Origin of the sequence: Microbacterium sp. CH1 (genome assembly GCF_001595495.1) — a bacterium.
Taxonomy (GTDB): domain Bacteria; phylum Actinomycetota; class Actinomycetes; order Actinomycetales; family Microbacteriaceae; genus Microbacterium.
This window is the reverse complement of the sequence record NZ_LOSO01000011.1, coordinates 208,848-234,271: the sequence shown is the minus strand read 5'-3', so window position 1 is coordinate 234,271 and position 25,424 is coordinate 208,848. Positions and strand designations below refer to the sequence as shown.

Annotated in this window: 23 protein-coding genes and 1 pseudogene; 18 read left to right on the top strand and 6 right to left on the bottom strand. The window is 65.3% G+C overall.

Translation table 11 applies throughout. The features are described 5' to 3' along the window. The first annotated feature begins 766 nt into the window (after positions 1–766). The gene (locus AUV07_RS17750) at positions 767–1,045 is read left to right on the top strand and encodes an MmpS family transport accessory protein (RefSeq protein ID WP_197462113.1); all 279 of its coding nucleotides are present in this window, start codon (positions 767–769) and stop codon (positions 1,043–1,045) included. 364 nt (positions 1,046–1,409) lie between these two features. Here the strand turns inward: AUV07_RS17750 and AUV07_RS04440 are convergent, their stop codons facing one another. The 4 genes from AUV07_RS04440 to AUV07_RS04425 form a co-directional block, all read right to left on the bottom strand. Continuing rightward, complete coding sequence (locus AUV07_RS04440) at positions 1,410–2,408, bottom strand: acetylxylan esterase (RefSeq protein WP_062634207.1); 999 nt, start codon at positions 2,406–2,408, stop codon at positions 1,410–1,412. Between the two features lie 169 nt (positions 2,409–2,577). Next, positions 2,578–2,850 carry an Atu4866 domain-containing protein gene (locus AUV07_RS04435; RefSeq protein ID WP_062634205.1) on the bottom strand — a complete coding sequence of 91 codons (273 nt, stop codon included), beginning with the start codon at positions 2,848–2,850 and terminating at the stop codon, positions 2,578–2,580. After that, positions 2,847–4,322 carry an amidohydrolase family protein gene (locus AUV07_RS04430; RefSeq protein ID WP_231868198.1) on the bottom strand — a complete coding sequence of 492 codons (1,476 nt, stop codon included), beginning with the start codon at positions 4,320–4,322 and terminating at the stop codon, positions 2,847–2,849. The genes AUV07_RS04435 and AUV07_RS04430 overlap by 4 nt, the downstream gene beginning before the upstream one ends. After that, positions 4,282–5,022, bottom strand: a complete 741-nt coding sequence (locus tag AUV07_RS04425) for an Atu4866 domain-containing protein (protein WP_062634202.1) — start codon at positions 5,020–5,022, stop codon at positions 4,282–4,284. The genes AUV07_RS04430 and AUV07_RS04425 overlap by 41 nt, the downstream gene beginning before the upstream one ends. Positions 5,023–5,163: 141 nt before the next feature. On the opposite strand from AUV07_RS04425, the gene AUV07_RS04420 reads away from it, so the two are divergent. The 10 genes from AUV07_RS04420 to AUV07_RS04375 all read left to right on the top strand — a co-directional run bounded on the left by AUV07_RS04420 (position 5,164) and on the right by AUV07_RS04375 (position 16,333). Further along, positions 5,164–5,997: a helix-turn-helix domain-containing protein gene (locus AUV07_RS04420; RefSeq protein WP_062634200.1), complete on the top strand. Its 834-nt coding sequence runs from the start codon at positions 5,164–5,166 to the stop codon at positions 5,995–5,997. A gap of 221 nt (positions 5,998–6,218) precedes the next feature. Further along, the gene (locus AUV07_RS17935) at positions 6,219–6,476 is read left to right on the top strand and encodes a carboxymuconolactone decarboxylase family protein (protein WP_231868216.1); all 258 of its coding nucleotides are present in this window, start codon (positions 6,219–6,221) and stop codon (positions 6,474–6,476) included. Positions 6,477–6,602: 126 nt separating this feature from the next. Continuing rightward, positions 6,603–7,646: a LacI family DNA-binding transcriptional regulator gene (locus AUV07_RS04410; RefSeq protein ID WP_062634198.1), complete on the top strand. Its 1,044-nt coding sequence runs from the start codon at positions 6,603–6,605 to the stop codon at positions 7,644–7,646. 61 nt (positions 7,647–7,707) lie between these two features. After that, positions 7,708–9,057 (top strand): ABC transporter substrate-binding protein, encoded by a 1,350-nt coding sequence (locus tag AUV07_RS04405; protein WP_082802848.1) that lies wholly within the window; start codon positions 7,708–7,710, stop codon positions 9,055–9,057. Positions 9,058–9,110: 53 nt separating this feature from the next. Next, complete coding sequence (locus tag AUV07_RS04400) at positions 9,111–10,088, top strand: carbohydrate ABC transporter permease (protein WP_062634194.1); 978 nt, start codon at positions 9,111–9,113, stop codon at positions 10,086–10,088. Next, complete coding sequence (locus tag AUV07_RS04395; RefSeq protein WP_062634192.1) at positions 10,085–10,969, top strand: carbohydrate ABC transporter permease; 885 nt, start codon at positions 10,085–10,087, stop codon at positions 10,967–10,969. Before AUV07_RS04400 ends, AUV07_RS04395 begins: the two co-directional genes overlap by 4 nt. A 41-nt stretch (positions 10,970–11,010) precedes the next feature. After that, positions 11,011–12,615, top strand: a complete 1,605-nt coding sequence (locus tag AUV07_RS04390) for an FAD-dependent oxidoreductase (RefSeq protein WP_062634190.1) — start codon at positions 11,011–11,013, stop codon at positions 12,613–12,615. Between the two features lie 45 nt (positions 12,616–12,660). Next, on the top strand, positions 12,661–13,905 hold the full coding sequence (locus AUV07_RS04385) for an enolase C-terminal domain-like protein (protein ID WP_062634187.1): 1,245 nt from the start codon (positions 12,661–12,663) through the stop codon (positions 13,903–13,905). A 29-nt stretch (positions 13,906–13,934) separates the two neighbouring features. Beyond that, positions 13,935–14,870 (top strand): 5-dehydro-4-deoxyglucarate dehydratase, encoded by a 936-nt coding sequence (locus AUV07_RS04380; protein ID WP_062634185.1) that lies wholly within the window; start codon positions 13,935–13,937, stop codon positions 14,868–14,870. Next, complete coding sequence (locus AUV07_RS04375) at positions 14,867–16,333, top strand: aldehyde dehydrogenase (NADP(+)) (protein WP_062634183.1); 1,467 nt, start codon at positions 14,867–14,869, stop codon at positions 16,331–16,333. The genes AUV07_RS04380 and AUV07_RS04375 overlap by 4 nt, the downstream gene beginning before the upstream one ends. A gap of 7 nt (positions 16,334–16,340) precedes the next feature. On the opposite strand, the gene AUV07_RS04370 is transcribed toward AUV07_RS04375, so the two are convergent. Then, a complete protein-coding gene (locus tag AUV07_RS04370; protein ID WP_062634181.1) occupies positions 16,341–17,498 on the bottom strand; it encodes a hypothetical protein in 1,158 nt (385 codons plus the stop codon). Between the two features lie 23 nt (positions 17,499–17,521). Between AUV07_RS04370 and AUV07_RS04365 the strand changes: the two genes are divergently transcribed. Further along, on the top strand, positions 17,522–18,364 hold the full coding sequence (locus AUV07_RS04365) for an NAD-dependent epimerase/dehydratase family protein (protein WP_197462111.1): 843 nt from the start codon (positions 17,522–17,524) through the stop codon (positions 18,362–18,364). Between the two features lie 645 nt (positions 18,365–19,009). Here the strand turns inward: AUV07_RS04365 and AUV07_RS04355 are convergent. Continuing rightward, on the bottom strand, positions 19,010–19,699 hold the full coding sequence (locus AUV07_RS04355; protein WP_062634177.1) for a GntR family transcriptional regulator: 690 nt from the start codon (positions 19,697–19,699) through the stop codon (positions 19,010–19,012). Between the two features lie 84 nt (positions 19,700–19,783). Between AUV07_RS04355 and AUV07_RS04350 the strand changes: the two genes are divergently transcribed. The 6 genes and pseudogenes from AUV07_RS04350 (at position 19,784) to AUV07_RS04325 (ending at position 25,410) form a co-directional block, all read left to right on the top strand. Next, positions 19,784–20,200 (top strand): VOC family protein, encoded by a 417-nt coding sequence (locus AUV07_RS04350; protein ID WP_062634175.1) that lies wholly within the window; start codon positions 19,784–19,786, stop codon positions 20,198–20,200. A gap of 5 nt (positions 20,201–20,205) precedes the next feature. Further along, a complete protein-coding gene (locus tag AUV07_RS04345) occupies positions 20,206–20,958 on the top strand; it encodes an SDR family NAD(P)-dependent oxidoreductase (RefSeq protein ID WP_231868197.1) in 753 nt (250 codons plus the stop codon). A gap of 595 nt (positions 20,959–21,553) precedes the next feature. After that, positions 21,554–22,696 carry an MFS transporter gene (locus AUV07_RS04340; protein WP_062634171.1) on the top strand — a complete coding sequence of 381 codons (1,143 nt, stop codon included), beginning with the start codon at positions 21,554–21,556 and terminating at the stop codon, positions 22,694–22,696. Positions 22,697–23,011: 315 nt separating this feature from the next. Further along, a complete protein-coding gene (locus tag AUV07_RS17245) occupies positions 23,012–24,025 on the top strand; it encodes a DUF4236 domain-containing protein (RefSeq protein ID WP_082802846.1) in 1,014 nt (337 codons plus the stop codon). Continuing rightward, positions 24,022–24,120: pseudogene (locus tag AUV07_RS18210) on the top strand (DUF2510 domain-containing protein); the annotation flags it as partial. The gene AUV07_RS17245 and the pseudogene AUV07_RS18210, both read left to right, overlap by 4 nt. A 54-nt stretch (positions 24,121–24,174) precedes the next feature. Further along, the gene (locus tag AUV07_RS04325) at positions 24,175–25,410 is read left to right on the top strand and encodes a GmrSD restriction endonuclease domain-containing protein (RefSeq protein ID WP_231868196.1); all 1,236 of its coding nucleotides are present in this window, start codon (positions 24,175–24,177) and stop codon (positions 25,408–25,410) included. Positions 25,411–25,424: the final 14 nt, after the last annotated feature.

Below are 25,424 nucleotides of genomic sequence, written 5' to 3'. Positions count from 1 at the left end.
CTGAGCGGCTGCAGCGATCAGGGCACTGCGAAGCCGGTCAATGGCACCCGTTTCCGTATCACCCCGTACAACCTCGCCTGGTTCGGGCGCAGAAGTACCATTTCCGGCCAATTTATGGACGGATCGGTTCGGCTGGCCATGTTCTGCCATGACGCACACCTCTCAAACTCCGCAGAATTACGCTGCTGAGTTGGCCACGACTGTGGGGCGGGCGGGACTTGAACCCGCGATCGTTGGCCTGGCACTCACTTCAGAGAGTACGCCTGTCACAAGACGCGTCTAGAGGATGCAAGGACCCCTACTCCACGCACTAGGCTCGCACAGCTTCGAGGCAGGCACGCGGTCGCATGCTGAAACATCAGCATTCATTGAGCGTTCGCGATCAGGCCGAAGCGATTCCCTTGCGTCTCATGGTGCACGCTCGAACGCGATGCTGTTGTCCATGAGCAACCAGGGCACCTAAGAAGTGCGCCTCACGATTCGGGAAGACGGTCCGCGGACTGACCTTCGTGCCGCCGCAGCCATTGCGGTCACCCGACCGGGTTGGGCTCGATCGTCCCGTCAATAGTCGGCGCAGACTTCTTACGCGGGCGGGGATACTCCTCCCACAATGTGGCGTAAGTGCCGTCATAGCGACGCTCAAATCGAAGAACCTCGTTTGCGTCGTCGAAGGCCGCCGACCGCACGAGGTACTGCCGTGACCGCAAGGATGGCAGTCCTACCCACTCGAGGCTGGAGGGACGCGCGAACACATGCGTGTAAGGGAGTGCAGCTGACCCTGGCTCCGCCAACGGTGGTGTACGAGGTGACCGGGGACGGGTCAAGTGCGGCCATCACCTGGATCGCCCCTGGTACTTACGACATCAGCCAGGCAACCGACGCGCGCCTTCCCTGGCGTATGACCTTCGAGACCCAAGCTGACTACCGGAACTTCAATGCCCAGATCCTCAACGGTTCGACCGTGACCTGCAACATTTACGTCAACGGGGAACTACGCAAGACGAACACATCGACTGGTCGCTTCTCGGTCGTTCGTTGCGGTTGATTGCACTTAGAGCAGCGCGATGCCCCGCCGTGCTCGCTCGCTCGCTCCGCCCACGCCGTGACACCGGGCCCGAGGAGCTCGTCAGATGCATAGAAGTGCTCGGCATCTAATGAAGCACACAACTAGTCGGACCTCGGCAGATACTCATCGGCGGGGGAGCTTCAGCGAATCGGGCTTCCGAAGGTCGGATCTCGTTTCGCGCAGTGGAAAATGCTGCGCGATGCGCAACGTGATCAGTCGCTTCGGCTCCCTAATGGACAGAACGAGACTGCACGGTCGCCCTCCGACCGAGCGTGCAGTAAGCAAGCCACAATGGACAGCGGGCGGTGAGTTCGCTCACCACTCGCCGTGCCGGAAGGCAGCCTCAGAACGAGCGATCACCGACGGAGGCGTCAGCGAGGACCATGTTCAGCCACTCAGCCTGTCGGATTCGCTGCAGATGGCCTCCACCCTCGTGCCCGTTGTATGGGTACACGACCATCCGCTTGCTCGCCGCGGCGTGGTGATTGAAAGCCGCGTAAACAGTGGACGGAGGGCAGGTTGGGTCCATGAGCCCGACAGAGAAGAGCGTGGGCGCGGTACTGCGCTTTGCGAAGTTCACACCGTCGAAGGCTGAGAGGGTACGAAGCACGTTTTCCTCCGAGGAGCGGTGCACTGACAGGTATCGAGTGATCTCGATGATTGGATCCCGGCCCCCGATGCGAATTGCTCGCTCGATGTGACAGAGGAACGGCACATCCACCATCGACGCGACGAGACCACCGACGAGACCAGAGACGGCCAGCGCAATCGCGCCACCTTGGCTCCCGCCGCACACGGCCACGAGCTGCGCGTTCACCTCGGGCAGGGCACGCGCCGCCTGCACCGCGCGAACACCGTCCGCGAAGACGCGGCGATAGTAATACGTTTCGCGGTCTTCGATCCCACGAGTGGTGAAGCCGGAGGACGCCGGTCCCGAGCCGTGCGGGTCAGGAGTAGCCCCACCTTCGCCCTGGTTGGCGCCCTGACCTCGGGTGTCGACGAGGAGGTGTGCGTACCCGGCAGCCGCCCAGTGCTGATGTTGTCCTGCGAGCCCGCGGCCGCCGCCGTAACCGATGAACTCCACGACGGCAGGTAGCGGCGCGGTCGCATCGGCGGGGGTGGTGAGCCAGGCGCGGATGCGGTCCCCGGCGAACCCGGCAAACTCGATGTCGCGAACGACGACCGTGCGATAAACCGTGTGGACGATTTCGCTCGTCACGTCGAGTTCATGAGCCGAGGTCTCAGAAATGGTTCGGCGCCAGAAGTCGTCAAAATCGGCGGGCTCTATGACATCGGGTCGATACGTGACGAGTTCGGCGAGCGGGAGGTCTGTGTGCGGCACGCGCTATCCAATCGTTGAAGGCGAGTGTGGCCATCCGCTCAGCGCGCGTCGGCCACCATGCTTATTCGTATCAGAAGGGATGTGTCGAACCGACCACTCCGGGCCACCCGCCCATTCGAGACGTAGCCCCGGTGAGGGCGGGATGCCGTGTTAGCGTCCCGCCCTCCTCTCAACGAGTCGGGCCCTCGGCGTCCGGATCCGGAGTGCGGTACATGACCATTCCTGCGTGATACAGCACGCCGTTCCGGAAGACACCGTCTGCGGAAAAACCGGTGTCATCGCGATACACGATGTCGTCGCCCGTCACGCGGTAGTCACCCGTGTACGCGCCTTCCACCGAGCCGCGGGCCTCTGTGTAACGACCGGCGGGAAGGAGACGCTGTCGGATGCGACCGTCCGCTGTGACCCACAGCCCGACGTAAGGGTGAGGATCCGCGGTCACAGTGCGTCCACCCGCGCGTTGATCCCATCGCGGGATGCGACGACACTGTCCCGCAGCGCGTCAATATCGACGTCCACCAGTCGCCCCTCCCACTTCCTGGCGCGGCCTGCCACCAGCACGGTTTCGATGTTGCGCGCATCAGCCCCGAGAACGAGCGTGCCGACCGCGTCGTTCAGCGGCATGTTGTTCACGTCATCGGCGCGAACGATGAGCAGATCAGCCGCCTTGCCCGGGGTGAGCGATCCCGTGACATCGCCGAGGCCGTTGGTGACGGCGCCCTGGAGAGTAGCGAAGTCCAGGACATCGCGGGTGGTGATGCGTGGCAGCATCTCGCTGGTTCCATACATGGTGGACGTCGCGCGCATGCGCTGGATCGCGTGCAGGGCCCGCATCTGCGTGAACATGTCGCTCGCCAGGGCGACCTCCACGTCAATGCTCAGCCCGGGGCGGATGCCGACTGCAAGCGCCTCATCCACGGCCGGGATTGCTGTCTCCAGTCCGATCTGCGCATCAGAGGTGGGAGCGAGCGACACGGTGACACCGGCATCTCCCATCGCAGACCATGCGTCCGCGGTCAGCCCCGTGGAGTGGATGAGCGTGAGCGTGGAGTCGAGGATTCCTTCACGAGCCCACTCGAGGATCGCAGCGGACGACGACTCGCCGAAGACCGCATCGATGCTCGTTGCGATCCCCAGGTCCCGTGCGACGGACGCCAGATGGTGCCCATAAGCGAGCACCGGGCCCGCGATCTCGTCGGTCGACAAAGCTGCCAGCCGCACCGTGATCAGGCCGTCATTCGCGCCCTGGAACTTGCTCACCATCCGGTCGACGTCGGCGGGCCACTGTCGATCCCAGTCGCCGAAGTGCGGGCCCATCGACGCATGCACGCCACGGATGCCGGTATCGATGAGCGCCTGCGCCGCAGCGTCCGAGTGAGCAGTGGTGCGGGAGTTGTGCGAGAAGTCGAGCATCGTGGTGATGCCCGAGTCGAGGGCGGTGAGCGCGGCCAAGCGGGTGCCGACATGCATGTCATCGGGGGTGTAGCTCGGCGCGATGGCAGCAAGCGTCGACATGACGTACTCGCCCAGGTCGTTCACATCGGGGATGCTCCGGCGGAGCTGAGTTTCCCACGCGTGGCGGTGGGTGTCGACGAATCCGGGACTGACGATGGCGCCGCGGGTGTCGATCACAATGGCCTCAGCCACTTTCGCGGAGTGCCTCGGGTCTGTGCGGAGGTTCGCGCCGACCGCGAGGATCTGGTCGCCTTCGATCAACACGTCCCCTTCGGGAAGGTCGGGGATGGAGGAGTCCATCGTGACGACGGCGCCTCCGGTGAGGAGGATCGGACGCTTCGCGTCGCGGGCTGCTGCGAAGTCTTTCAGGGAGGTCATTTGGTCTTTCTTTCTTCTTGGGTACGCGGGTGGTGGGGGCTTAGGAGCGGTGGAACGTGTAACCGGCGTGGTGGAGGACACCGTCGATGAACTCGCCGAACGCCCAGAAGCCGAGGTCGTCGAGGTAGTCGATGCGCGATCCGCTGACCCAGTAGGACCCCTGGAAGGCGTGGGGGCGACCCCCACGGGTCTCGTCATAACGGCCGTCAGCGGTGAGGTGCTGGTGAACGAAGTCGTTCTCGTCGATCCACGTGCCTAGGATGTCTGCGGGGATCTCCGAGGTCTCGGTCGTGGCCGCGGTGGCGGACCGGTCAGCGTCGTTGACGGGCTTGCTGTTCCAGACCACGACCTCACCGTCGATCACCAGGGCGCTCACGGCACCCGGATCCTGAAGGAATCGGCGAAGGGCGTCAGCATCGGCTTCCTCTGGCACTGCAGGAAGAATCGCGAAGGTGCCGGGGTTGCCGGGCGCCAGCGCGGTCGCGCTCCGATACGACGGGGCGCGAAGACCTTCGAGACGTGCGACATCTACGACCGCCGGCACGAGAACACTGCCGTCGCAATCGATGACGATGGCGCCGTCGTCGTCTGCGGCGGTGAGAAGTCCTGGGCCGATACCGACGATACGCGCTCCTCCAAGGAGGACGTCCGCACGAGCGAAATCGCCCACCAGGGGGTCCTCGGTGATGATGCGGGCATTTGCGAAAAGCAGCGGGCGGTGTCCATCCGTGTGGTTCGCACGGATGAGGTCGAGGAGTTCGGCGGTGAATGAGTTGTTCACAGTGGTCCTTCTGGTTAACGGCAGTCGAGCGATTCCCGACGCTTTCCACATTCACGGCGGGCGAGAACGTGAACCAGACCGGCGTAAGCCGGGGTGCAGCGCACCCTGCCTCGACGAGTCGGGGAGCGTTACCGTCGTTCTATGACTTCTTCGGATCTTGGAGCGTTCCTGAAAGCGCGCCGTGACCTCGTCCAGCCGGGGGACGTTGGTATACCTGCGCGAACAGGGCGGCGGGTCCCAGGGCTTCGCCGGGAAGAGGTGGCGATGCTCGCCGGAGTGAGCGTTGACTACTACACCCGCCTGGAACAGGGGCGGGAGAGGAACCCCTCCCCCTCGGTGCTGAACGCGCTAGCGAGCTCACTCGATCTCGATCCAGATCAACGCGAACACATCTTCCGTCTCGCTGACCTCACCCCGCTGGAGAGAGTGGCCCCGGCTCAAGCTGTGGATGAGTCGCTTCGCGAGTTGCTGTCGGCATGGTCGCATACCCCCGCGCTGATCTTGAACCGTCAGCTCGACGTACTCGCGGTCAATGAACTCGCCGAGGCCCTGTACAGCGGCTTTCAGCAGCTGGACAACCTGGCACGCATGACCTTCCTCGATCCGTTCGCGAAGCAGTTCTTCATCGACTGGGATCGGGCGACCACAAGCTGCGTGGCCAACTTGCGTTTGGCGCTCGGTCATCCCAGCAGCGCTGATGCGGTCCGGGCCCTCGTCGCGGATGCGTACTCGCAAAGCGAGGAGTTCAGACGCCTGTGGGACCGCGGCGACGTGCGAGGGAAGACTCACGAAGCAAAGGCGTTCCGGCACCCCGACGTCGGGGACATGGTCTTGAACTTCAATGCGTTCGACGTGCGCAGCGCCCCGGGGCATCAGCTCGTGGTCTACCAAGCCCCATCCGGGTCCACGAGCCTCGACAAGCTGCGTCTGCTGGGGTCCCTGACGGCGCCGGTGAGCACGTCTCGCGACACGTAACCCCAGCTAGAGCGGACTCAGGAGCGTCTCCTCGACACGCTCACATCACACGCGAAGAACGGATGAATGATGGCTGTGTCGACAGACCGACAGGGACGGTATGAGCACGGGAAGGTGGTGCTCTACGCAATCGATGGTGAGGCCGGAGAGAAGGTTATCGATGCGCTCGGCGACGTCTCTCCAGAACTCGCCCATCAGGTGGTCGCTTGGGGCTTGGCGAGATGTATTCACGGCCGGGCTTGGAGCCTCGGGACAGGCAGCTGGTCACGCTCGGGATGCTGACGGCACTCGGAGGCTGCGAGCCCCAACTCGATGTTCACATCAAGGCCTCGTTGAATGTGGGGCTCACGCCGCAGGAGATCATCGAAGCCCTCCTGCACTCCGCCGTCTACTGTGGTTTCCCACGGGCTCTCAACGCAACGTTCACGGCGAAGAAGGTTTTCGCGGAGCGCGGACTGATGGCGATGGCTCAGTCGTGACCAGGAGAACCCCTGCACATCCCCTCTGTGAGGATGGAAAGAAGTGGACTCCTGAGATACGTGCTTGACGTGAGAATCGGATGCCCGTAGTCTCACTAATACCAATAAGGAAGGTGACGGAACACCGTGACGAAGGCGTCCAAGCCCAGCCAGAAGGACATCGCCATTGCAGCAGGCGTGTCCCAGGCGACGGTGTCCTTCGTGTTGACCCACCGTTCGGTCGAGAACGGCATCTCTCACGACACCCAGCGTCGAGTCGAAGAAGCCGCACAGCGACTTGGCTACTCTCCCAACGTGGCCGCACAGTCACTGCGCGGCGGGCGCACCGGCCTCATCGGCGTGCACACCTACGAACGAATCTTCCCCGCGAGCCCGGACCACTACTACCACCAGTTTCTCATCGGCCTCGAGGAGGAAGCCTCCTCGCTCGGCTTGGATCTGGTGCTTTTCACCTCGGCCCAGCGTTCCACGTCCAGCCGGTCCGTCTTCGAAGGAGGCCACAACAGGATGCGCCTCGCAGACGGCGCCGTGATCCTCGGAGCGCGCAAGAACGACGATGAGCTGCAACGTCTGGCTGACGAGGGATTCCCCATCGTCTCCGTGGGTCGCCCCTCTCGCCCGAATCCGAGGATTGCCTCCGTCCGCGCTGACTATCGCTCCGTCCTTCTCACGACCGTCGACCAGCTCGCGGAACTGGGCCACCGTCGCATCCTCTACACCGGCCACATTGAAAGGCTTCCCGCACGAACGGAACGCTTCGAGGGTTACCTCGAAGGTTGCGACCGACGCGGCATCGATGCGGGCGCCCCCGCCTGGACGGACCCGATGTCCATCCGCGGTCAGTGGGTCGCAGATGTCGTGCGCTCCGGAGTCACGGCCATCGTGGCGGAGACCACCGCACACGCACACGCTATCCACACCGCAGCCCTCGCAGCAGGCGTCCACACCCCGGCTGACCTGTCTCTGGTATGCCTCGACGTCAGCTCGAATCCGGGCGACTTCGTTCCATGGAGCCACATCGTCGTCCCTCGCTACGAGATGGGACGTCGAGCGCTCCACCTCTTGCACCGGCTTCTCGACGACCCTTCAGTAGCCGGCCGCGTGGACTCGCTCGCCTGTGAGCCCGCACATCTCTCCACCCTGGCCGCTCCCAGTTCGGCTGCGGCCTAATCGAGCACCATCCCGCCCTACCCCCAGCACCACACCTCGCTAATACGAATAAGGAGTCGACATGGTTGTCGAACATTCAGCACATCGCAAAGGTCACGCCCGCCGCCGAGGAGTAGCCCTTCTCGCTCTCACTGCCACCGCAGCCCTCGCCCTCTCCGCATGTTCCGGAGGCGGAGCCGCAAGCTCAGCCGACAACGGCGGTGACGACGAACTCACCGTCTGGTTCCCCGGGAGCAACCCCGTGGAGATCGAGTTGGTGACGAAGTCCATCGTCCCGGCGTTCGAGGAGGAAACAGGCGTCGACGTGAACGTCACGTACCTCGACTACAGCGACTTGTCGACGAAGCTCAACGCCGCCTTCGCCGGAGGCACGGCTCCCGATGTCTTCGGTCATGGTCCTGCCGCTGTTGCCGACTTCGTGATCAACGACCGCGTCGAACCGCTCGATGATTACGTGGACAAACTCTCCGCGGATGACCAGGACGATCTCGCTGCCGCCCTGACCGGAGGCCAGGTCGACGGAGTGCAGTACCTGATGCCGCTCTCGCTCCAGGGCGTGCTCCTCGTCTACAGCAAGGCCGATTTCGCGGCGGCAGGTCTCGACCCGGAGAACCCGCCCACCACGTGGGAGGAAGTCCATGACGCCGCCGAGAAGCTGACGGTTCGGGACGGCGCAGGAACCATCACGAGGTCAGGGCTCCTTCTGCCCAGCCAGCCTGTCGGGCGTCAGCAGGCGTTCACCACGCTGCTCTACTCCGCAGGCGGCTCGCTGATCTCCGAGGACGGCACCAAGTCGGAGTTCGACTCCAAGGCCGGCATCGAAGCGCTCGAGTACTACGTCTCCACATACAACGGTGACGACGCAGTCTCTTCGAGCCTCGGCGCGAACTACATCGACTCCCCCACCGCACAGCAGCCGCTCGCCCTGGGCACCGCGTCCATCACCGCGCTCTCGGCTCAGGCCGCAAGTCAGCTGCAGAAGACGTTCCCAGACAAGGAATTCGGGGTGATGACCCCTCCCGGATTCGACGGGTCGGATGGCTACGCTGTCGGCGGTGCGGGCGCGGGACTCATGATCAACGCGGACAGCGCGAAGAAAGACCTGGCCTGGAAGTTCATCCAGTACATGATTTCGCCGGAGACCGTCACCGCGTACACCGAGGGCATCGGCACCGTTCCCATGCGCGCATCAGCCGCCGAGAGCTCCTACGTCAAGTCCAGCCCCGTCATTCAGGCCTGGCTTGAGAACTCTGAGCAGCTGCGAGCCAACCCGAACGTCCCCGGCTGGGTGCAGGTGCGCGACACCATCGACAAGTACCTGGAGCAGGCGCTGAACAAGACGCTGAGCCCGGCAGAAGCCCTGGACCAGATGTCCGTAGCCGTCGACTCCATTCTCGCCCAGAACAAGTAATCAACCCGACCTGGTTCCGGGGCCCAGCGGGCCCCGGAATCTGAGGAGATCTCATGACGACGATGTCGATCATCCCTCCCGAGAGCGTGGAGCCTGACAGCACGCGTGCCATCACGACCGCACGGAAGCGTGGGACACGAAATCACGCCGCTGGGAGGCGGCGGTGGACACGTCTGAACTGGATCGGTCTGGGGTTTGTCGCACCTGCCGCCCTGTACATCGCAATCTTCCACCTGGCTCCGGTCATTGTGGGGCTGTTCCTGAGCTTCACCAAGTACAGCCCGCTCTCGCGTAGCGGTCCAGAGTTCACCGGAACGTCGAACTACGAGGCACTGCTCAGCAACCCCGACTTCGGCAACGCGCTTGCGGTCACGGGGAAGTACGTGCTGATGGTTCTCCCAGCCACGGTCATCTTGGCCCTCCTGCTCGCACTCGTAGTCAACCGGCCCTTCAAGGGCGTCGGTATCGCCCGCTCTGCGCTCTACATCCCGCACATCGTTTCCCTCACGGCAGTCAGCATGGTGTGGCTGTGGATGTATTCGCAGAACGGCCTCTTCAACGAGATCCTCGGATTCTTCGGCATCCCCGGCCAAGCGTGGCTGCTGGACGAGGACACTGCGCTTATTGCGGCTTCCGCCATGCGCATCTGGAAAGCGTTGGGGAGCAACATGGTGCTCCTCCTCGCCGGCTTGCAAGCCATACCCAGAGAGCTCTACGAAGCCGCTGCCGTGGATGGTGCGGGCGCATGGCACAAGTTCCGACACGTGACTCTTCCGGGCCTGCGGCCCGTGCTGGTGTTCGTCGTCGCCATGGACATCATCGCGTTGGCTCAGAGTTTCGCGGAGATCTTCGTTCTGACTCAGGGCGGTCCGCTCGGGTCGACGACCACGGTGAACTACCTCATCTATACCCAGGCGTTCCAGTACAACCAATTCGGCGCCGCCTCCGCGATGGCGTTCGTCTTGTTCGCCTTCATCGCCGGATTCTCGATCCTCGCCGTGCGAGGCCTCACCGGAAAGAGCACTCGATGACCACCGTGATGCATCGCCGCACCCGCCGCCGTCTGTCGCGCTTCGGGAAATCCACCCTCGTGCTGGGCGTCTCTCTGCTTGTTCTGACACCGTTCCTGTGGATGATCAGCCTGGCGTTCACCCCGGCGGACAAAGCGTTCGGCACCGTCAGCCTGATCCCGTCCGAACCGACCCTGGACAACTTCGTCACCGCGCTCACCGAAGCCAACATGCTGCAGGCCCTCGGGAACTCGGCTGCGGTCGCGGCCATTGTCGTGTTCGGGAATTGCGTGTTCGCCGTCCTCGCCGGCTACGCGTTCGCGATGCTTCCCTTCCGCGGGAGCACCGCGATCTTCTACACGATCCTGGCCACCACCGCGATTCCAGCATCCGTGACCCTCATCCCGCTGTTCCTCATGACCAAGGGCTTCCCCCTCGCCGGTGGTAACGACATTCTCGGTCAAGGCGGCACCGGACTCCTCGACAGCATCGGTGGACTCGCGTTGCCCAGCCTCATCGGTGCCATGAACATCTTCCTCGCCCGGCAGTACTTCATGGGCGCCGCACCCGAGCTCGCGGAGGCAGCACGCATCGACGGTGCCGGCGAGTGGCTCATCTTCCGCCGGATCTACTTCCCCCTCGCCAAGCCCCTCATCGCCGTCGTCGCGATCTTCTCCTTCGTTGGCGTGTGGGACGACTTCCTCTGGCCACTCGTCATCACTACCTCGCGGACGAGCCAGACGGTTCAGCTCGCGCTCGCCCAGTTCCTGGCCAGCGGAAACATCCAGTACGGACCCCTGATGGCAGGCGCCGTGCTGATCACGATTCCCGTGCTCATCGTCTTCCTCTTCAACCAGCGGAGCTTCATCTCCGGCCTCGCAGACGGCAGCGTCAAGGGCTGACCGTGCCCGTAATTCCCGTTCTCACCACCGAAAGCAGCGAAATGAACCCCCTTCATCCCGATATCCTCATCGTCGGCGGAGGCATGGGCGGCGTGTCCGCCGCCCTCTCCTCCCTCCGCAACGGTGCCACCGTGGTCCTCACCGAGGAGTACCCCTGGCTCGGAGGACAGCTCACCAGCCAGGCGGTGCCGCTGGACGAGCACACATGGATCGAGGAGACCGGGGCGACGGCGTCGTACCGGCAGCTGCGCGATGGCATTCGCGAGTACTACCGGCGCTGGTACCCCCTCACCGAGGCCGCGCGCGCGCAGGTACACCTCAACCCCGGCGCGGGGCTCGTCAGCGCCATCTGTCACGAGCCCCGAGTTGCGGTTGCGGTGCTGGAAGGAATGCTTGCGCCCTACCGCAGCTCCGGTCGGCTCAAGGTGCTGCAGCCCGCAGTTCCGGTCGCCGCAACCACGGATGGTGACCGCGTCGTCTCCGTCACTGTCGAGCTCCGCGAGGACGGCTCGCGGCAGACAATCGAGCCGAAGTACGTGATCGACGCCACCGAACTCGGGGATGTCCTTCCGCTCGTCGGAGCGGAATACGTGACCGGATTCGAGTCGCAGAGCGACACGGGTGAGCCGAGCGCGCCGGCCGAGGCTCAGCCCGACAACCAGCAGGCCTTCAGCTGGTGCTTCGTGCTCGACCACGTCGACGGAGACCACACCATCGACAAGCCCGCAAACTATGACGCCTGGAGCAAGGTGCAGCCGGACTTCTGGGGCGCTCCGATGATTTCGCTCACCGCACCGGACCCGCGCTCCCTCACCCCCTACGCGCGCACGTTCTCCCCGGGCATGGACGACGATGTTCTCGCCTCTCGCGCCGACCAGCGCGCGAGCGGCGGCGACAACGAACTCTGGAAGTTCCGCCGTATCGCCGCCCGCAAGCTGTTCGTCCCGGGCGCGTACGAGAGCGACATCGTCCTCGTCAACTGGCCCATGATCGACTACCTGGGTGGCACACTCCCCGACAACCCCGATGCGGCCACGCATCTCCAGGCATCCCGCGAGCAATCCTTGGCAATGTTCTACTGGCTGCAGACCGAGGCCCCGCGCCCTGACGGAGGGACGGGGTGGCCTGGGCTGCGTCTTCGCGGCGATGTGACGGGTACCACTGACGGCCTCGCGCAAGCGCCCTACATCCGCGAATCCCGCCGGATCCGCGCGCTGACGACGGTGCGGGAGCAGGACTTGTCGGTCGCCGTGCGTGGGCACGGCAAACCCGCGCAGTGGGACGACTCGGTAGGAGTCGGGATGTACCGCATCGACCTTCACCCCACCACCGGGGGTGACAACTACCTCGACATCGCCAGTGCCCCATTCGAGATTCCCCTGGGCGCGCTCATTCCCCAGCGCCTGCGCAACCTGCTCCCTGCGGGGAAGAACATCGGCACCACACACATCACGAACGGTGCTTTCCGACTCCACCCCGTGGAGTGGAACATCGGCGAGTCAGCCGGTGCACTCGCTGCTCACTGCATCGCCGCGGGCACAGAGCCGCACGCCGTTCACGCCGACTCGACTCAGCGCGCGGACTTCCAGCGTCATCTGACACGGCAGGGTGTGCAGCTGCACTGGCCGGACATCGTCGGGTACTAGCCCCGAACACCTCACGTCGCCCCTCCTACGAACGAATCGAACACCATGAAGATCGAACGTGTCGTTGTGACGCCCATCGCGTTTCACGACCCGCCCCTTTTGAACTCCTGGGGTGTGCACGAACCCCTCGCCCTCCGCACCATCGTTGAGGTTACCCTCGACGACGGCACTGTGGGACTCGGCGAGGGTTCCGGGGAACAGCACGTAATCCGGCTACTGCAGGCTGCCGCCGAGCACCTCGTCGGCGTGGATGTGTACGCGACGACACGCATCGAGTCCCTCATGCGGGCGCTGCCGATCGGTCCAGGACTCACCCCGGAACGCGCCCGTCAGGCTGCGGTCTCGGCGTACTCGATTATCGAGGTCGCGTGCCTCGACGCTCAGGCTCATCTGGCCGGAGTGCCGGTCAGCGACCTCCTCGGCGGGCGCGTCCGCGACGTCGTGGGCTACAGCGGATACCTGTTCTACAAGTGGGCAGGTCACCCGTCCGGAGCCGCCGATTCGTGGGGCGAAGCGATGGACCCTCAGGGGATCGTCGACCAGGCGCGGATCATGATCGACCGTCACGGATTCCGTTCTCTGAAGCTCAAAGGAGGAGTCTTCCCTCCCGAGGAGGAAATGCAGGCAATGGAGGCACTAGCTGCCGAGTTCCCCGGGGTCCCTTTGCGCCTGGACCCGAACGGAGCGTGGACGCCCGACGTCGCGGTAGCCGTCTCGGATCGCCTCGACGGAATCCTCGAATACTTGGAGGACCCAGTCATCGGCACCCCCGATATGGGAGCGGTGGCAGCGCGCACGCGAGTGCCCCTGGCGACGAACATGTGCGTCGTGTCGTTCGAGTCCATCGCTCCCGCAGTCGCCCACCAGGCCGTGAGCGTCATCCTTGCTGATCACCACGCGTGGGGAGGGCTGCGCCACTCCCGTGAGCTCGGCGCGATCTGCGCGACGTTTGGCATCGGTCTGTCAATGCACTCCAACTCGCACCTGGGCATCTCGCTCGCCGCGATGACTCATCTCGCCGCCGCGACGCCAAACCTGGACTACGACAGCGACACGCACTACCCGTGGAACGCCGAGGACGATGTGATCACCACGCCGTTCACGTTCGTCGACGGGGCAATCGCGGTTTCGACAGTTCCTGGCCTCGGCGTCTCGCTCGATCACGACCGCCTCGCGGCGGCACATGAGCGCTACCTCGCCTCGGCCCGCCACACGCGGGATGACACCGGGTACATGCGCACCGTTGATCCGCACTTCGATCCCCACCCGCCGCGATTCGCCCTCCTCTAGTTTCCGCCCGTTCTCACCGAAAGCAGCCCATGACTTCCTTGACCGAACTCGACGGCATCCTGTACTTTCCCGTCACCCCTTTCACCCCTCGCGGCACCCTCAACATCGACCTGTTCACTGACCTCGTCGCGGATCGGCTCACCTGGAACCCGGGTGCTGTGTTCCCCGCCTGCGGCACGGGCGAGATCCATGCACTCAGCAGCAGTGAGGTGGGCCGCATCGTGCAGAGTTCCGTGGATGTCGTTGCCGGTCGCGTGCCTGTCATCGCCGGAGCGGGCGGACCGCTCGGGCACGCGCTCGAGTGCGCACGCAGCGCCGCCGACGTCGGCGCCGACGCTCTCCTGGTTCTGCCTCCGTACCTCGTATCGGGCACGGCGGAGGGGCTGGTCGCGTACGTGCGTGCCATCGCCGCCGCCTCTGCCCTGCCGGTGATCGTCTACCACCGCGGCACCGCCCAGTACACCCCCGAGGCGATGCGTAGACTCGCCGAGGACCCCGCCGTGATTGGCTTCAAGGACGGCACCGGAGACATGGGTGTGCTCCAGCAGATCCTGAGCGCCGTACGCGCCTCCGGTCGAACCGACCTGCAGTTCTTCAATGGACTGCTCACCGCGGAACTCACGCAGAGCGCCTTCCGCGCGGCAGGCGTACCCCTCTACTCGTCGGCGGCGTTCGCCATGGCGCCTGCCGTGGCGACGGCTTTCTACCGCGCCTACCGCACAGGAGAAGAAGACCAGCGTCGGGCGATCCTCGACGCGTTCTACCTCCCTCTTGTCGCGCTGCGCGACCAGACCCCCGGCTTCGGCGTGTCCCTCGTGAAAGCCGGACTGCGCCTGCGGGGACACGAGGTCGGCGGTGTTCGGCCGCCCCTGACCGACCCCAACGAGGCCCAGCTTGCGGAACTTGACAGGATCCTCACGGTCGGCGAGAGCCTGGCCGAGCACGCCGGGGTGGTTCTGCGATGACGCCGTCGTCCGTCCAGACCAGCCCCATCAAGGACGTGGACAGCGCCGTCGCTGCCGCAGCGGCAGCGTTCCCTGCGTTCGCCGCAACGACCCGGAGCGCCCGTGCGGAGCTTGTGCGTGCACTCGGCGCCGCGCTCGACATCGACGCTTCTGCGCTGGTGCAGTGCGCGGAAGAGGAGACCTTCCTTGATGCGGGGCGTTTGGCGGGAGAGGTCAGGCGGACCTCCGACCAGCTGCGGTTCTTCGCCGACCTCGTCACCGATGGCGGCTACCTCGAGGCCCTGATCGATCACGCCGCGCCGGATGCCGTGCCGCCGCGCCCCGACCTTCGACAGATGTTGGTGCCAGTCGGCCCGGTTGCTGTGTACGCAGCCTCCAACTTCCCGTTCGCTTTCTCCGTTCTCGGCGGCGACACCGCGTCAGCACTCGCCACGGGCTGCCCCGTCGTCGTCAAAGCCCACCCGGGCCACCCGCAACTGAGCCGACGAGTCGCCGAGCTGGCCGCCCGCGTCGTTTTCGATCTCGATCTCCCCGAGGGTGTGCTTTCCCTCGTCGAAGGGTTCGAAGCCGGCCGGCAACTCGTCCAGCACCCCAACATCCGTGCGGCATCTTTCACCGGCTCCGTCACCGGCGGGCGCGCGCTCTTCGATCTCGCCGCGGCGCGTGAGACCCCGATCCCGTTCTTCGGTGAGCTCGGCAGTCTCAACCCGGTCGTGGTGACGTCCGGAGCCATCGAGAAGGACGCCGCACGGCTCGCGGACGGCCTTCGAACGTCTTTCACCCTCGGGGTGGGACAGTTTTGTACCAAGCCAGGTGTCGTCTTCGCACCTGAAGGTGCCGACTTCGCTCGCCGAGTGCAGGAGAGCGCCGCCGGCGGAAATGGCGGCCGCATGCTCACCCCCCAGATGCTCAAAGCGCACGAGGAAGCTCTCGCCTCGGTCTCGACGATTCCCGATGTCGAGGTGCTTCCCCTCCCCCTGGAGAAGCAGGCCGGGCAACTAGCCCGCGGTGCCGTGATCTCCTGCACCGTGGACACGCTGCTGGCCCACTCGGACGTCCTGCTGGAAGAGCACTTCGGGCCATCGACCGTCATCGTCGAGTACGGCGGGGAGACTGAGCTTCACCGGGCGCTCGGCGGCCTCCCCGGGGCGTTGACAGCCACGATCCACGCCAGCGCCGACGAGGACGTGACCGAGATCGTGGCGTCGCTGTCTGGCATCGCCGGGCGTGTGCTCTTTGAGGGCTGGCCCACCGGAGTCGCCGTGACCTGGGCCCAACACCATGGCGGCCCCTACCCCGCGACTACGGCACCATTCACGTCTGTGGGTTCTGGAGCCACCCGCAGGTTCCTTCGTCCGTTGGCCTACCAGTCCGCGCCAACACGGCTGCTTCCGGATGAGCTTCGCGATCAGCCCCAAGAGCCGCTCCCCCGACGCGTCGACGGTGTTCTCCAGGCGCGCTGAACGTCGCCTAGGCCCCCCGCAGGGCTCGGAGGGTGTGGGTGACCGCGCGAAGTCGGGGTGCGGAGAGGAGACCGCCATGGTAGACGATCAGGTCGTCGACACCCTGCTCAAGCAGGCCGCCCCATCGATCCGAGAGCTCCTGGGGTGCGGCCGGGGGCATAGCCGAGACGTAGGCGGACACGCGACCTCCACGCTCCTGGTGAAGGGCTGCGATGTCGTCACGAAGGAGACGACTCGCGGTGGCCTCGGAGAGGACGAGGTCATCGACAGGCAGCGGCCCCGGTGCGAAAGAACTGAAGGAGCTCGTGCCCCAGGGCTCCAGTCCCGTGTGAACACTGACGCGAGTGACGCCGCCACGCCGTGCCGTCTCCACGGCCGCATCGAGGAGCGTTGCAGAGGCCGCGTGCCGGTGGGCGAGCACTGTGGCTGCGCTGTCCTCGCCGATGGCCGCGGCCACGCTCGCCTTCCCAGTGCCAACACTGGATCGGATGGCATCGGCGACGCGTGCCGTGTCGAGCCCCCCGGCGTTGAGCTCCGAACGGCAGGCGTCACAAAAGCAGATCGAGAGAAGCGCAGCATCCGCCTCCGACCAATCCGCGCCTGTGGTTTTGTCGTGCGCGCCGAAATGCTCCGCCCCCATCTGCCCCACCGCCTCGAGCATGATCTCCGTGACCCCGCGTGCCGCCGCCTCCTCGACCAGGCCGCAGGCGTATGCCACCACATCAGGAGCGGCCGGACAAAGCGCGTGAGACAAAACGTCGCCGAAGGCGTTGCGCACCCGCACGTCGGACGCAACATCCGTGACGTCCGGACTTTGACGAATCCCATAATCATCGTGCGTCAGCACGAGCCAGGCTCCGACCTGAACTCCGGCGTTCATCAGGGCGTCACGCGCTTCGCCGAAGGTGTCGCCCGGCGCCCAGGCGCCCGGGGCACGAGGCGCGAAGCGTCGATTTGCCCATACTTCAGGGCGAGCCGGCATGTACAGCGCGGAGTGATCGGCTGTGACGAGGCGATGCTTCGGGTGCTGAGGGGTGGAGGCTCGGACGCCGTGGTACGCGGCGGCCAGAAGCACTCGGTCGACTCCGGTCGCCGCGAAGCGACGGGCCGCCGCGTCGTCGTCGACGATGTCCCAAGGGTAGGCGCACAGCGCGGAACCGAACATGATGCAACTCTAGAGGAGCGGCCATGACCCCCCAGATTCATACGACAGCCCGTCCCGGCAGCGTCCCCGGGATGCAGAAGGTTGCGGTCACCGGCGGCTCCGGGACTATCGCGTCCTCCCTGCGTCCCCGCCTTTTCAAGGAAGGACGCTCCCTCATCCTTCTCGACATCCAGCAACCGTCCATCCCCGTTGGTGAGAATGAGACGTTCGTCCTCGCGGGGCTTGACGAAGTGAACCGAATGACCGAGGCCTTCACGGGCTGCGGACTCGTGGTCCACCTGGGTGGCATCCCCACGGAGGCTTCCTGGGAGGAGATCTTGACCGTCAACATCGATGGCACCCGCAACGTTCTCGAAGCCGCACGACTCGCGGGGGTGCAACGCGTGCTCCTCGCCAGCTCCATCCACGTTGTGGGCATGTACCCCACGGACGCGATCAGGACGGATCCGGTTCCCGCTGCTCGACCGGACGGCTTCTACGGGGTGGGCAAGGCGGCCGCGGAAGCCCTCGGCAGCATGTACGCCGACCGCCACGGCATGAGCATCGTCTCCCTCCGAATCGCGAACTTCGCTGAACGACCGTCCAACGCGCGAGGACTCGCTCTGTGGCTCTCACCCGATGATTGCGCACGAGCGGTGGAATCTGTCTTTCAGCTCGGCACCCCCGGACACCACACAATCTGGGGGGTCTCCGCGAACACCCGATCCCCGGTCAACACCTCCGCCGGGGCCCTCATCGGATTCACCCCGATGGACGACGCGGAGCGGTTCGCAGACCTGATTGATTCCGCACCAGGCGCTTATGACGGCCATCTCGGCGGCGCGTTTCTTGCGCCCGAGAGACCCCCGGGGAGACGGTTTGCGTAATCGCTCTAGGGCCGGATGCGCCGCCCGCGGTACGGGTTCTACTCACTGCCCGACGAGGACGGCAGCTCAGAGTTCGCCTTTGTCCAGCAGAAATCCCGACAGCAAGACCTGCGTCAGGTCATCCACCAGTCCGCCTGTGTGCTGACTTGCCCTGACGCCGAGAAGGTTCAGAAGGGCTGTGTGGCTGGGAGCGCCTAGCAAAGCGCGAGAGAACGGGAAACACATGAGCCATAGCGACTCCACCGAGACCCCAGGACAGGCGTGGTCTCCGCAACGCAGTAGCAGGGAGGCGATCCAGTCGCAGTTCGGCGCTTCACGAGCAGAGCTGGCGTTGTGGGCACTCACTACCGGCGATCCTCTCGCCGACGCAGTGGTAAAAGAGATCCATCACGGTGGCTACGATGTGCGGACAGCGTTGTCCAATGGGATGAGGTTTGGACTCGCGTCGCTGAGCAGCGGCCCTCGCTCCGGTCATTGCCGGCGTAAGGAGCAGACAGCGCGCGTTGAGGGCGAGGCCCGAACGGTGGGAGGCGATGGTGTCCAGTAACCTCGGGCAGGCGCGTGGTCTCGCGGCCGAGCCCGCCGCGCCGTCCGCGTATGAGCGGCAGGGGAATCCGATTTCGACGATCTCGCACTGATTCAGCGTTAGGGAGCCCGGAGGGCACTCTTTTCTCCGAGTAGCGCGTCCCGAGCGTCGAGGACGTGCTGCTCGGCCTCTACCCCGACCTCTGCGAGCGCACCACTTTTGAGCAGCGAGACGAGTCGGGAATGCTCGTCAACGATACGGGCCCGGTAGTCACCCTCATCCTCCGATACGCGACGGAGTTGGAAGAGCTGCACTTGAGATCGGATCGCTCCCCACGCGGACCACAGCCGGCGATTCGCCGCCGTCTCGTAAATTCGGTCGTGGAATTGAATATCGAGGGCGATGAGTTCCCGCTGAACAGCACCTCGAGCCAGAGCAGTCCTCATCTCATCCACGATCAGCGTCAGCGCGGAGATGTCCTGAGGTGTCCTCTTCCTACGGGCGGTCATCGCCGCTAACCGGTCCAGAGCAGCGCGGACGGAATACACCTCTCGCACATCCTCCGGTGTCACCTCGATGACCCGCGTACCGCGATGCCAGGCTCGGTGGATCAGCCCTTCCGACTCGAGGATCGCGAGGCCATCGCGAACGGACCCGCGACTGACGTCGAGAAGAGCGGCGAGCTCGACTTCCCGCAGCGAGGCTCCCGCCGGGTAGCGCCCAGCAAGGATGGCTTCTCGAATCATGTCGGCGGCACTATGAGAGAGGCCGCGTCGAGCGGCCGCGCCCACCGGGGAATCCTGCGTCATGAATCAATGTTGACATTCGGACATTCGGAATGCAAGTGTTGCACTGACCCATCCACATGGGGATGGGCGAACCGAGGAGCCTCTATGCCCCGCCCTGCCGTTCACCTCGCTATCCCGGTCACTGATCTCCCCGCCGCGCGCGCCTTCTACGGCGGTGTCCTCGGCCTCGAATCGGGTCGGGAGAGCGACCACTGGATCGACTGGAACTTCTACGGTCATCAGCTTGTGACCCATGTCACCTCCGGGACGGCCGAGGCCGGCCTCAGCGAGGTCGACGACCACGAAGTACCGATCCCGCACTTCGGCCTGCTCCTCGGTGTGGAGGCGTTCACGGAGCTGAGTGATCGGTTGCGCGCTGCGGGCGTCACGTTCCTGATCGAACCGTACCTGCGCTTTCCCGACACTCCCGCCGAGCAGTGGACCATGTTCTTCAAGGACCCAGCCGGCAACTCTCTCGAGTTCAAGGCCTTTAGCGATGAGAATCAGGTGTTCGCAAGGTGAGATCCGTGCTGGTGACGGGCGCATCAACGGGAATCGGTGCTGCGGTGGCCCGGCGATTCGCGGAGGCTGGCGACCGAGTTGCGGTGCACTACCGGTCGAACCGCCAGGGCGCCGAGTCGACCCTTCGCAGCCTGCCTGGCGATGGCCACGCTCTGGTCTTCGGCGATGTTAGCGATCCAGGCGACGTCCGAGACATCGTGAGGCAGGCAGACGCATCGGTCGGCCCGCTGGACGTTCTTGTGTGCAACGCCGCGGTCGCGCCCACTACCGCGAACCGGCATGTCATCGGCGAGACGACGTATGAGGATTGGGGCGATGTCTTCCACCAGATGGTGAGCGTGAACCTGCTGGCATCCGCCAACCTGGCGTGGGCTTTCGCCTCGCAGGCCATCGGCCGGAGAAGCTCAGGCGCCATCGTCAATATCGGGTCCCGTGGTGTCTTCCGCGGTGAGCCTGAGCACCCCGCCTACGCGGCGAGCAAAGGCGGGTTGCACGCGCTAGGACAATCGTTGGCACTCGCTCTCGCACCGCATTCGATTTCTGTCGCCACGGTGGCTCCCGGCTTTGTCGCCACTGCGCGACAGCTTGCCAAGCTCGATGGCCCCGGCGGAGCAGCTCTTCGAGGACAGAGCCCGTTCGGTCGGGTCGGAACGCCCGAAGAGGTGGCGGCAGCTGTTGTGTGGCTTGCCTCCCCGGAGGCGATGTGGTCATCGGGAGCGATCCTGGACCTCAATGGCGCTTCCCACCTCCGCTCCTAAACCGCGTCGCGCGGCGAAGGACTTAAGGGCGCCAAGGCGCCTCAGGGCAGGACGTATACCTGTCAGCGGTGAACCGGTGCGCTGCCTGCCCGCGCAGGGCAGGCAGCGCACCCGTCGCACGACAGGTCTCGGCTAGGGTCGTCGCTCCGCTCGAGCCAATCGGAAGACCGTCACGGCCGTGGCAACGTCGAGAACCGCAGGCCCCACGGTCTTGCCGCATCGCCAGAGAACGCGCCGATGACGGCGTCCAAGGCCTGAACCACCGCCAGTGCTCCCCCGATGAGGACGAGCCCAGAGCGGTTCCGACGGGCGGTGACAACGACGAGCAGGCCCAAGAGCACGAGCGCGCGGCCCCGTATCAGCTCGTAGGCCCGGGCTCCGCGACAATCGTCGCAGGCCCGAACCCGACGCTTGCCACAGCGTTCACACCCATAACGGCCACCGGAAGGAAAAACGCGGCGTGCCTCGGGGCAGTGATGCGCCTAGGTGTGCTGCGGCCTGGTTCCGATGACCACGGCGCGAAAGGGTGAGATGTACCGCCCTCCGAGAAAGAGCTTCCTTGACCGTTCAATACCCTTCCTTGCGCCGTAGTTGGGTGACCATCGTCGTGCTGGCATGCACCGGCATACTCGCTGTCGGGCAGACCTACGTGGTCCTGGGCCTGGTCGAATCCATGGCCCACGGACTCTCTACCCCCGCCGCAGCCGTTCCGACCGCGACGACCGTGTTCGGTCTGGCGTATGCAGCAGGTTTCTTGCTCGCCGGCCCTCTGGCCGCGAAATTCGGCGCGCGACGGGTCCTTCTGCTGGGTCTGGCCGGCGCGGCAGTGGCGACCGTCGCTGCTGGACTCGCAACGACCTTCGAAGCGGAGCTGGTCCTTCGCGGAATTCAAGGCGCCGTGACCGCTTCGTTCGCTCCCTGCGCCCTGATGTGGATCGCCCAACAGATGCCGGTTCGGCTTCGCTCATCGGCGACGACTGCGCTGACTGCGTCGTTCTTTGCCTCGACGACCTTGCTTCCGATGATCGCCCACAGCCTCCCGGACCGCTGGGGGTGGCGAACCATGTTCTTCATCGGCGGCGCTTCGCTCCTCTTGTGTTGCCTGATTCTGACTGCCCTTTTGAGGCCGAGCCTCGTGACTCCCGGCTTGCCCCTGAACGCTGCGATGGCGACTCTCTTCCGGGTCGTCAGACGTCCTCGGATGCTCCTGCTGTTCGCCGCAACGACCGTGGTGCTCGGGGCCTACGTCGCGCTCTTCGTCGCGATAGAGCGTTTCCCCTCCCCGGCTGTTCTCGATTTCCCCGGAGGCGTTCAAGGACTCCGCGCGCTTTCCTTGGTCGCGCTCGTCATCGCCACTGCAGTTGCTGGCGCACTGACCGTCGTTCCCGCACGGTGGCGCGCGGTGGGCGGCTTCATGCTGGTGTGCATTGCTTCCGGCGGAGTTGCACTGGCTCCGACCCCCCTCATACTCGGCGGGGCCGTGATCGTTTTCGTGGCAGCAATCGCACTGACAGCGCCCGCCGTCATCGAATGCATCGTCTCCACCGCTCCGTCCGAGGAGACAGGCGCCGCAATGGGTTGGTACGGAGCATTCACGTTCCTCGGCGGCAGCCTCGGCCCGACGCTTCCGGCCGTCACGCAAGGCCTCCCCGGAAACGTCGGCTTGATCGCCGCTGCGGCTATCGTCGGCAGTTCGCTGATGCTGGCCTCGCGCGTGTCCCGGCGTCCCTCAATATGACGATGGAGATCTGAAGTCGGGCGACCCCATCGACGTCGGCTGCCCCCGTCACCGCGGCGCGCCCCTCCCGCGGACGCCAGCCCTCTCAGTTTGCGGCGGCTCGAGTCGTGTGCTGTCGGACGACGGGGGCGCGAGCCTTCGACCTTGCTGCGTCCACCGCGCGGACGACGCAGAGGCTCGGACCACCGGTCTGAGCCTCCCGCCGCCGGGCCCACGTCCTTCACGAGGTACTCGAGCCAGTTGTGCAGCAGATTTCCCACCAAGGCGCTTGCGCCTGAATAGAATCATTTGGGGTTGTCGTAGAGAGGCTGAACTATGGGGTTCAAGGTCCGAAAGTCTATTAAGATCGCACCCGGCGTGAGATTGAACGTGTCGAGCAAGAACATCGGGGTGTCTGCAGGCGTCCGCGGGGCTCGCGTCAGCGTGAACACCAACGGTCGCGTCACGCGGACTGTCAGCATCCCAGGCACGGGGATCTCCCACACGAAGTCGTCGAGCGTGAACGCGAAGCGCCCTGCACCCCGACCGCGCCAGCAGCCGCAACCGGTGGCCCCACCCAAGCCGAAAAAGGTCAAGCCTGGGCTGACCGCTCCGGCGTGGGAGAAGCAGCTGTTCAAGCAGCTCAGCGGACAGCCAGATGCGGCCGCCATCCACGCGGTTGGCCAGCAGACCCCCTCGGCCGCACCGACCGCCGCGATGGTCGAGGTGCTCCGAGTGGCGGCGCCCAACCGCGATGATGCGCGCGCTCGCGTCCTCCTCGGGTGGCTCTTCGATACCGGGTACGACCCCGAGTCTGATCCGTTCATCACCAAGTATGTGGAGACCTCGGAGATCAGCATCCCAATCGCCACGGGAGTCACCGCTGCGATGCGATGGGACCGGCAGGCTCTCGGGCTGCTGGCTGCCGAACTGGAGCAAGCAGCAGGAGATTCCGGTCGAGCCGTAGCCATCGTTGAAGAGCTCGAACCCACAACCGTCGCGGCTGTGTCCCTCGCCGAGCTCTATGCCGAGCAGGAACGATGGGCCGACATCGTCGACATGACCAATGGCCTTGCCAACGAGGATGTGGCAGCGACATTCCTCCTCATCCAACGAGGCACCGCTCTGCGCGAACAGGGGTACTACGAGGCCGCCCGCGAAGCCCTGAAGGAAGCACTTCGCGTGCGCTCGCGCCCCGTCGAACTGCGTCACCTTGCGCTCATCGCGAGGGGTCACACCTACCTTGCTGAGGGCAAGAAGGCAATGGCACGTAAAGACTACGAGCGGGTTCTCGCGGACAACGCCGCCTACCCCGGGCTCACCGAAATGCTCGCCGCTGTGACCTCGTGACCGCCCCTGCCGCTGGCTGGTTCCCCGACCCCGAGAACCCGAAGCAGACACGCTGGTGGGATGGACAGAAATGGACGGCGCAGACCGCCCCACCGCCGCCACCAACCGGCTTGCTTCCCCCACCCGCGGAAAGAGCTCCGGTCGCGACGGTGGCGCGAAAGATCCCCACCTGGCTGTGGATTACCGGCGGCTTGGTCGCAGTCCTCGCGACGGTGTTCCTCTCGCCTCTGGTCGCGTTGATCGCGCTTGTCGTGGCGATCACTGGGATCGTCGCACTGGCTCGCAATGCCCCCACCTGGCTGCGCTTCACATCACGCAAGCGCGCCGTGATCTGGACCGTCGCTTCCGCCGTCGTCTTCTTCGTCGCGGGGAGCATCAGCACCGCGGTGTATCCGACGGACGACAGCTCGGCAGGTGACGAGCCGGCAGCCGTCGCGACGACTGCCGCCACCCCGACACCTACGCCCAACCCAACCCCGTTTGCAGACGACGAAGCGGCACCCGTCGCTTTCACCGGCGAAGCGGGGACGGCGAAGGACACGTCCGCGACGGCGGACCAGTCTGCTCTTGCCGTCCTCGCGACACTGGAGGTGAAAGGCCGCGCCCCGAAGACAGGGTACGACCGCGACGAGTTTGGTCAGCGCTGGCTCGACGTCGACCGCAACGGATGCGACACACGGAACGACATCCTGGCCCGCGACCTCGCGGACATCGTCCGGTCTGGGCCGTGCCGGGTGACATCCGGTTCACTGCTCGACCCGTTCACGGGCACCGAGATGCTGTTCGTACGCGGACAGGGAACCTCGGAGCTGGTTCAGATCGACCACGTCGTGTCGCTGTCCGACGCATGGCAGAAGGGCGCTCAGCAGCTCACGGCGGATCAGCGCGCGACGTTCGCGAACGACCCACTGAACCTCCTCGCGGTCAACGGTGCAGCCAACGCGCAGAAGGGTGACGGCGACGCGGCAACCTGGTTGCCCGCCAATCGCGACTACCGCTGCACGTACATCGCACGGCAGGTGGCGGTGAAGGCCACCTACGGCCTGTGGGTGACGCAGGCGGAACACGACGCCATTGCTCGCGTGCTCGAGACCTGCCCCGACGAGCCCGCACCGAGCTCGGCTTTCGCCGCACCGGCCCCACAGCCGACGCCGGAACCAGCGCCCGTTCAACCTGATCCCGCACCGGCACCTGCACCGGCACCAGCGCCCGTGCAGCCCGCTCCGGCTCCAATAGAACCTGCCCCCGCTCCAGCCCCGCCTGCGAACACGTTCTACGCGAACTGCGATGCGGTGCGCGCCGCAGGCGCATCACCCCTGTACGCCGGCTCGCCGGGATACAGCCGGAAGCTGGACCGAGACGGAGACGGCGTCGCGTGCGAGTAGACGCTACCGAGTAG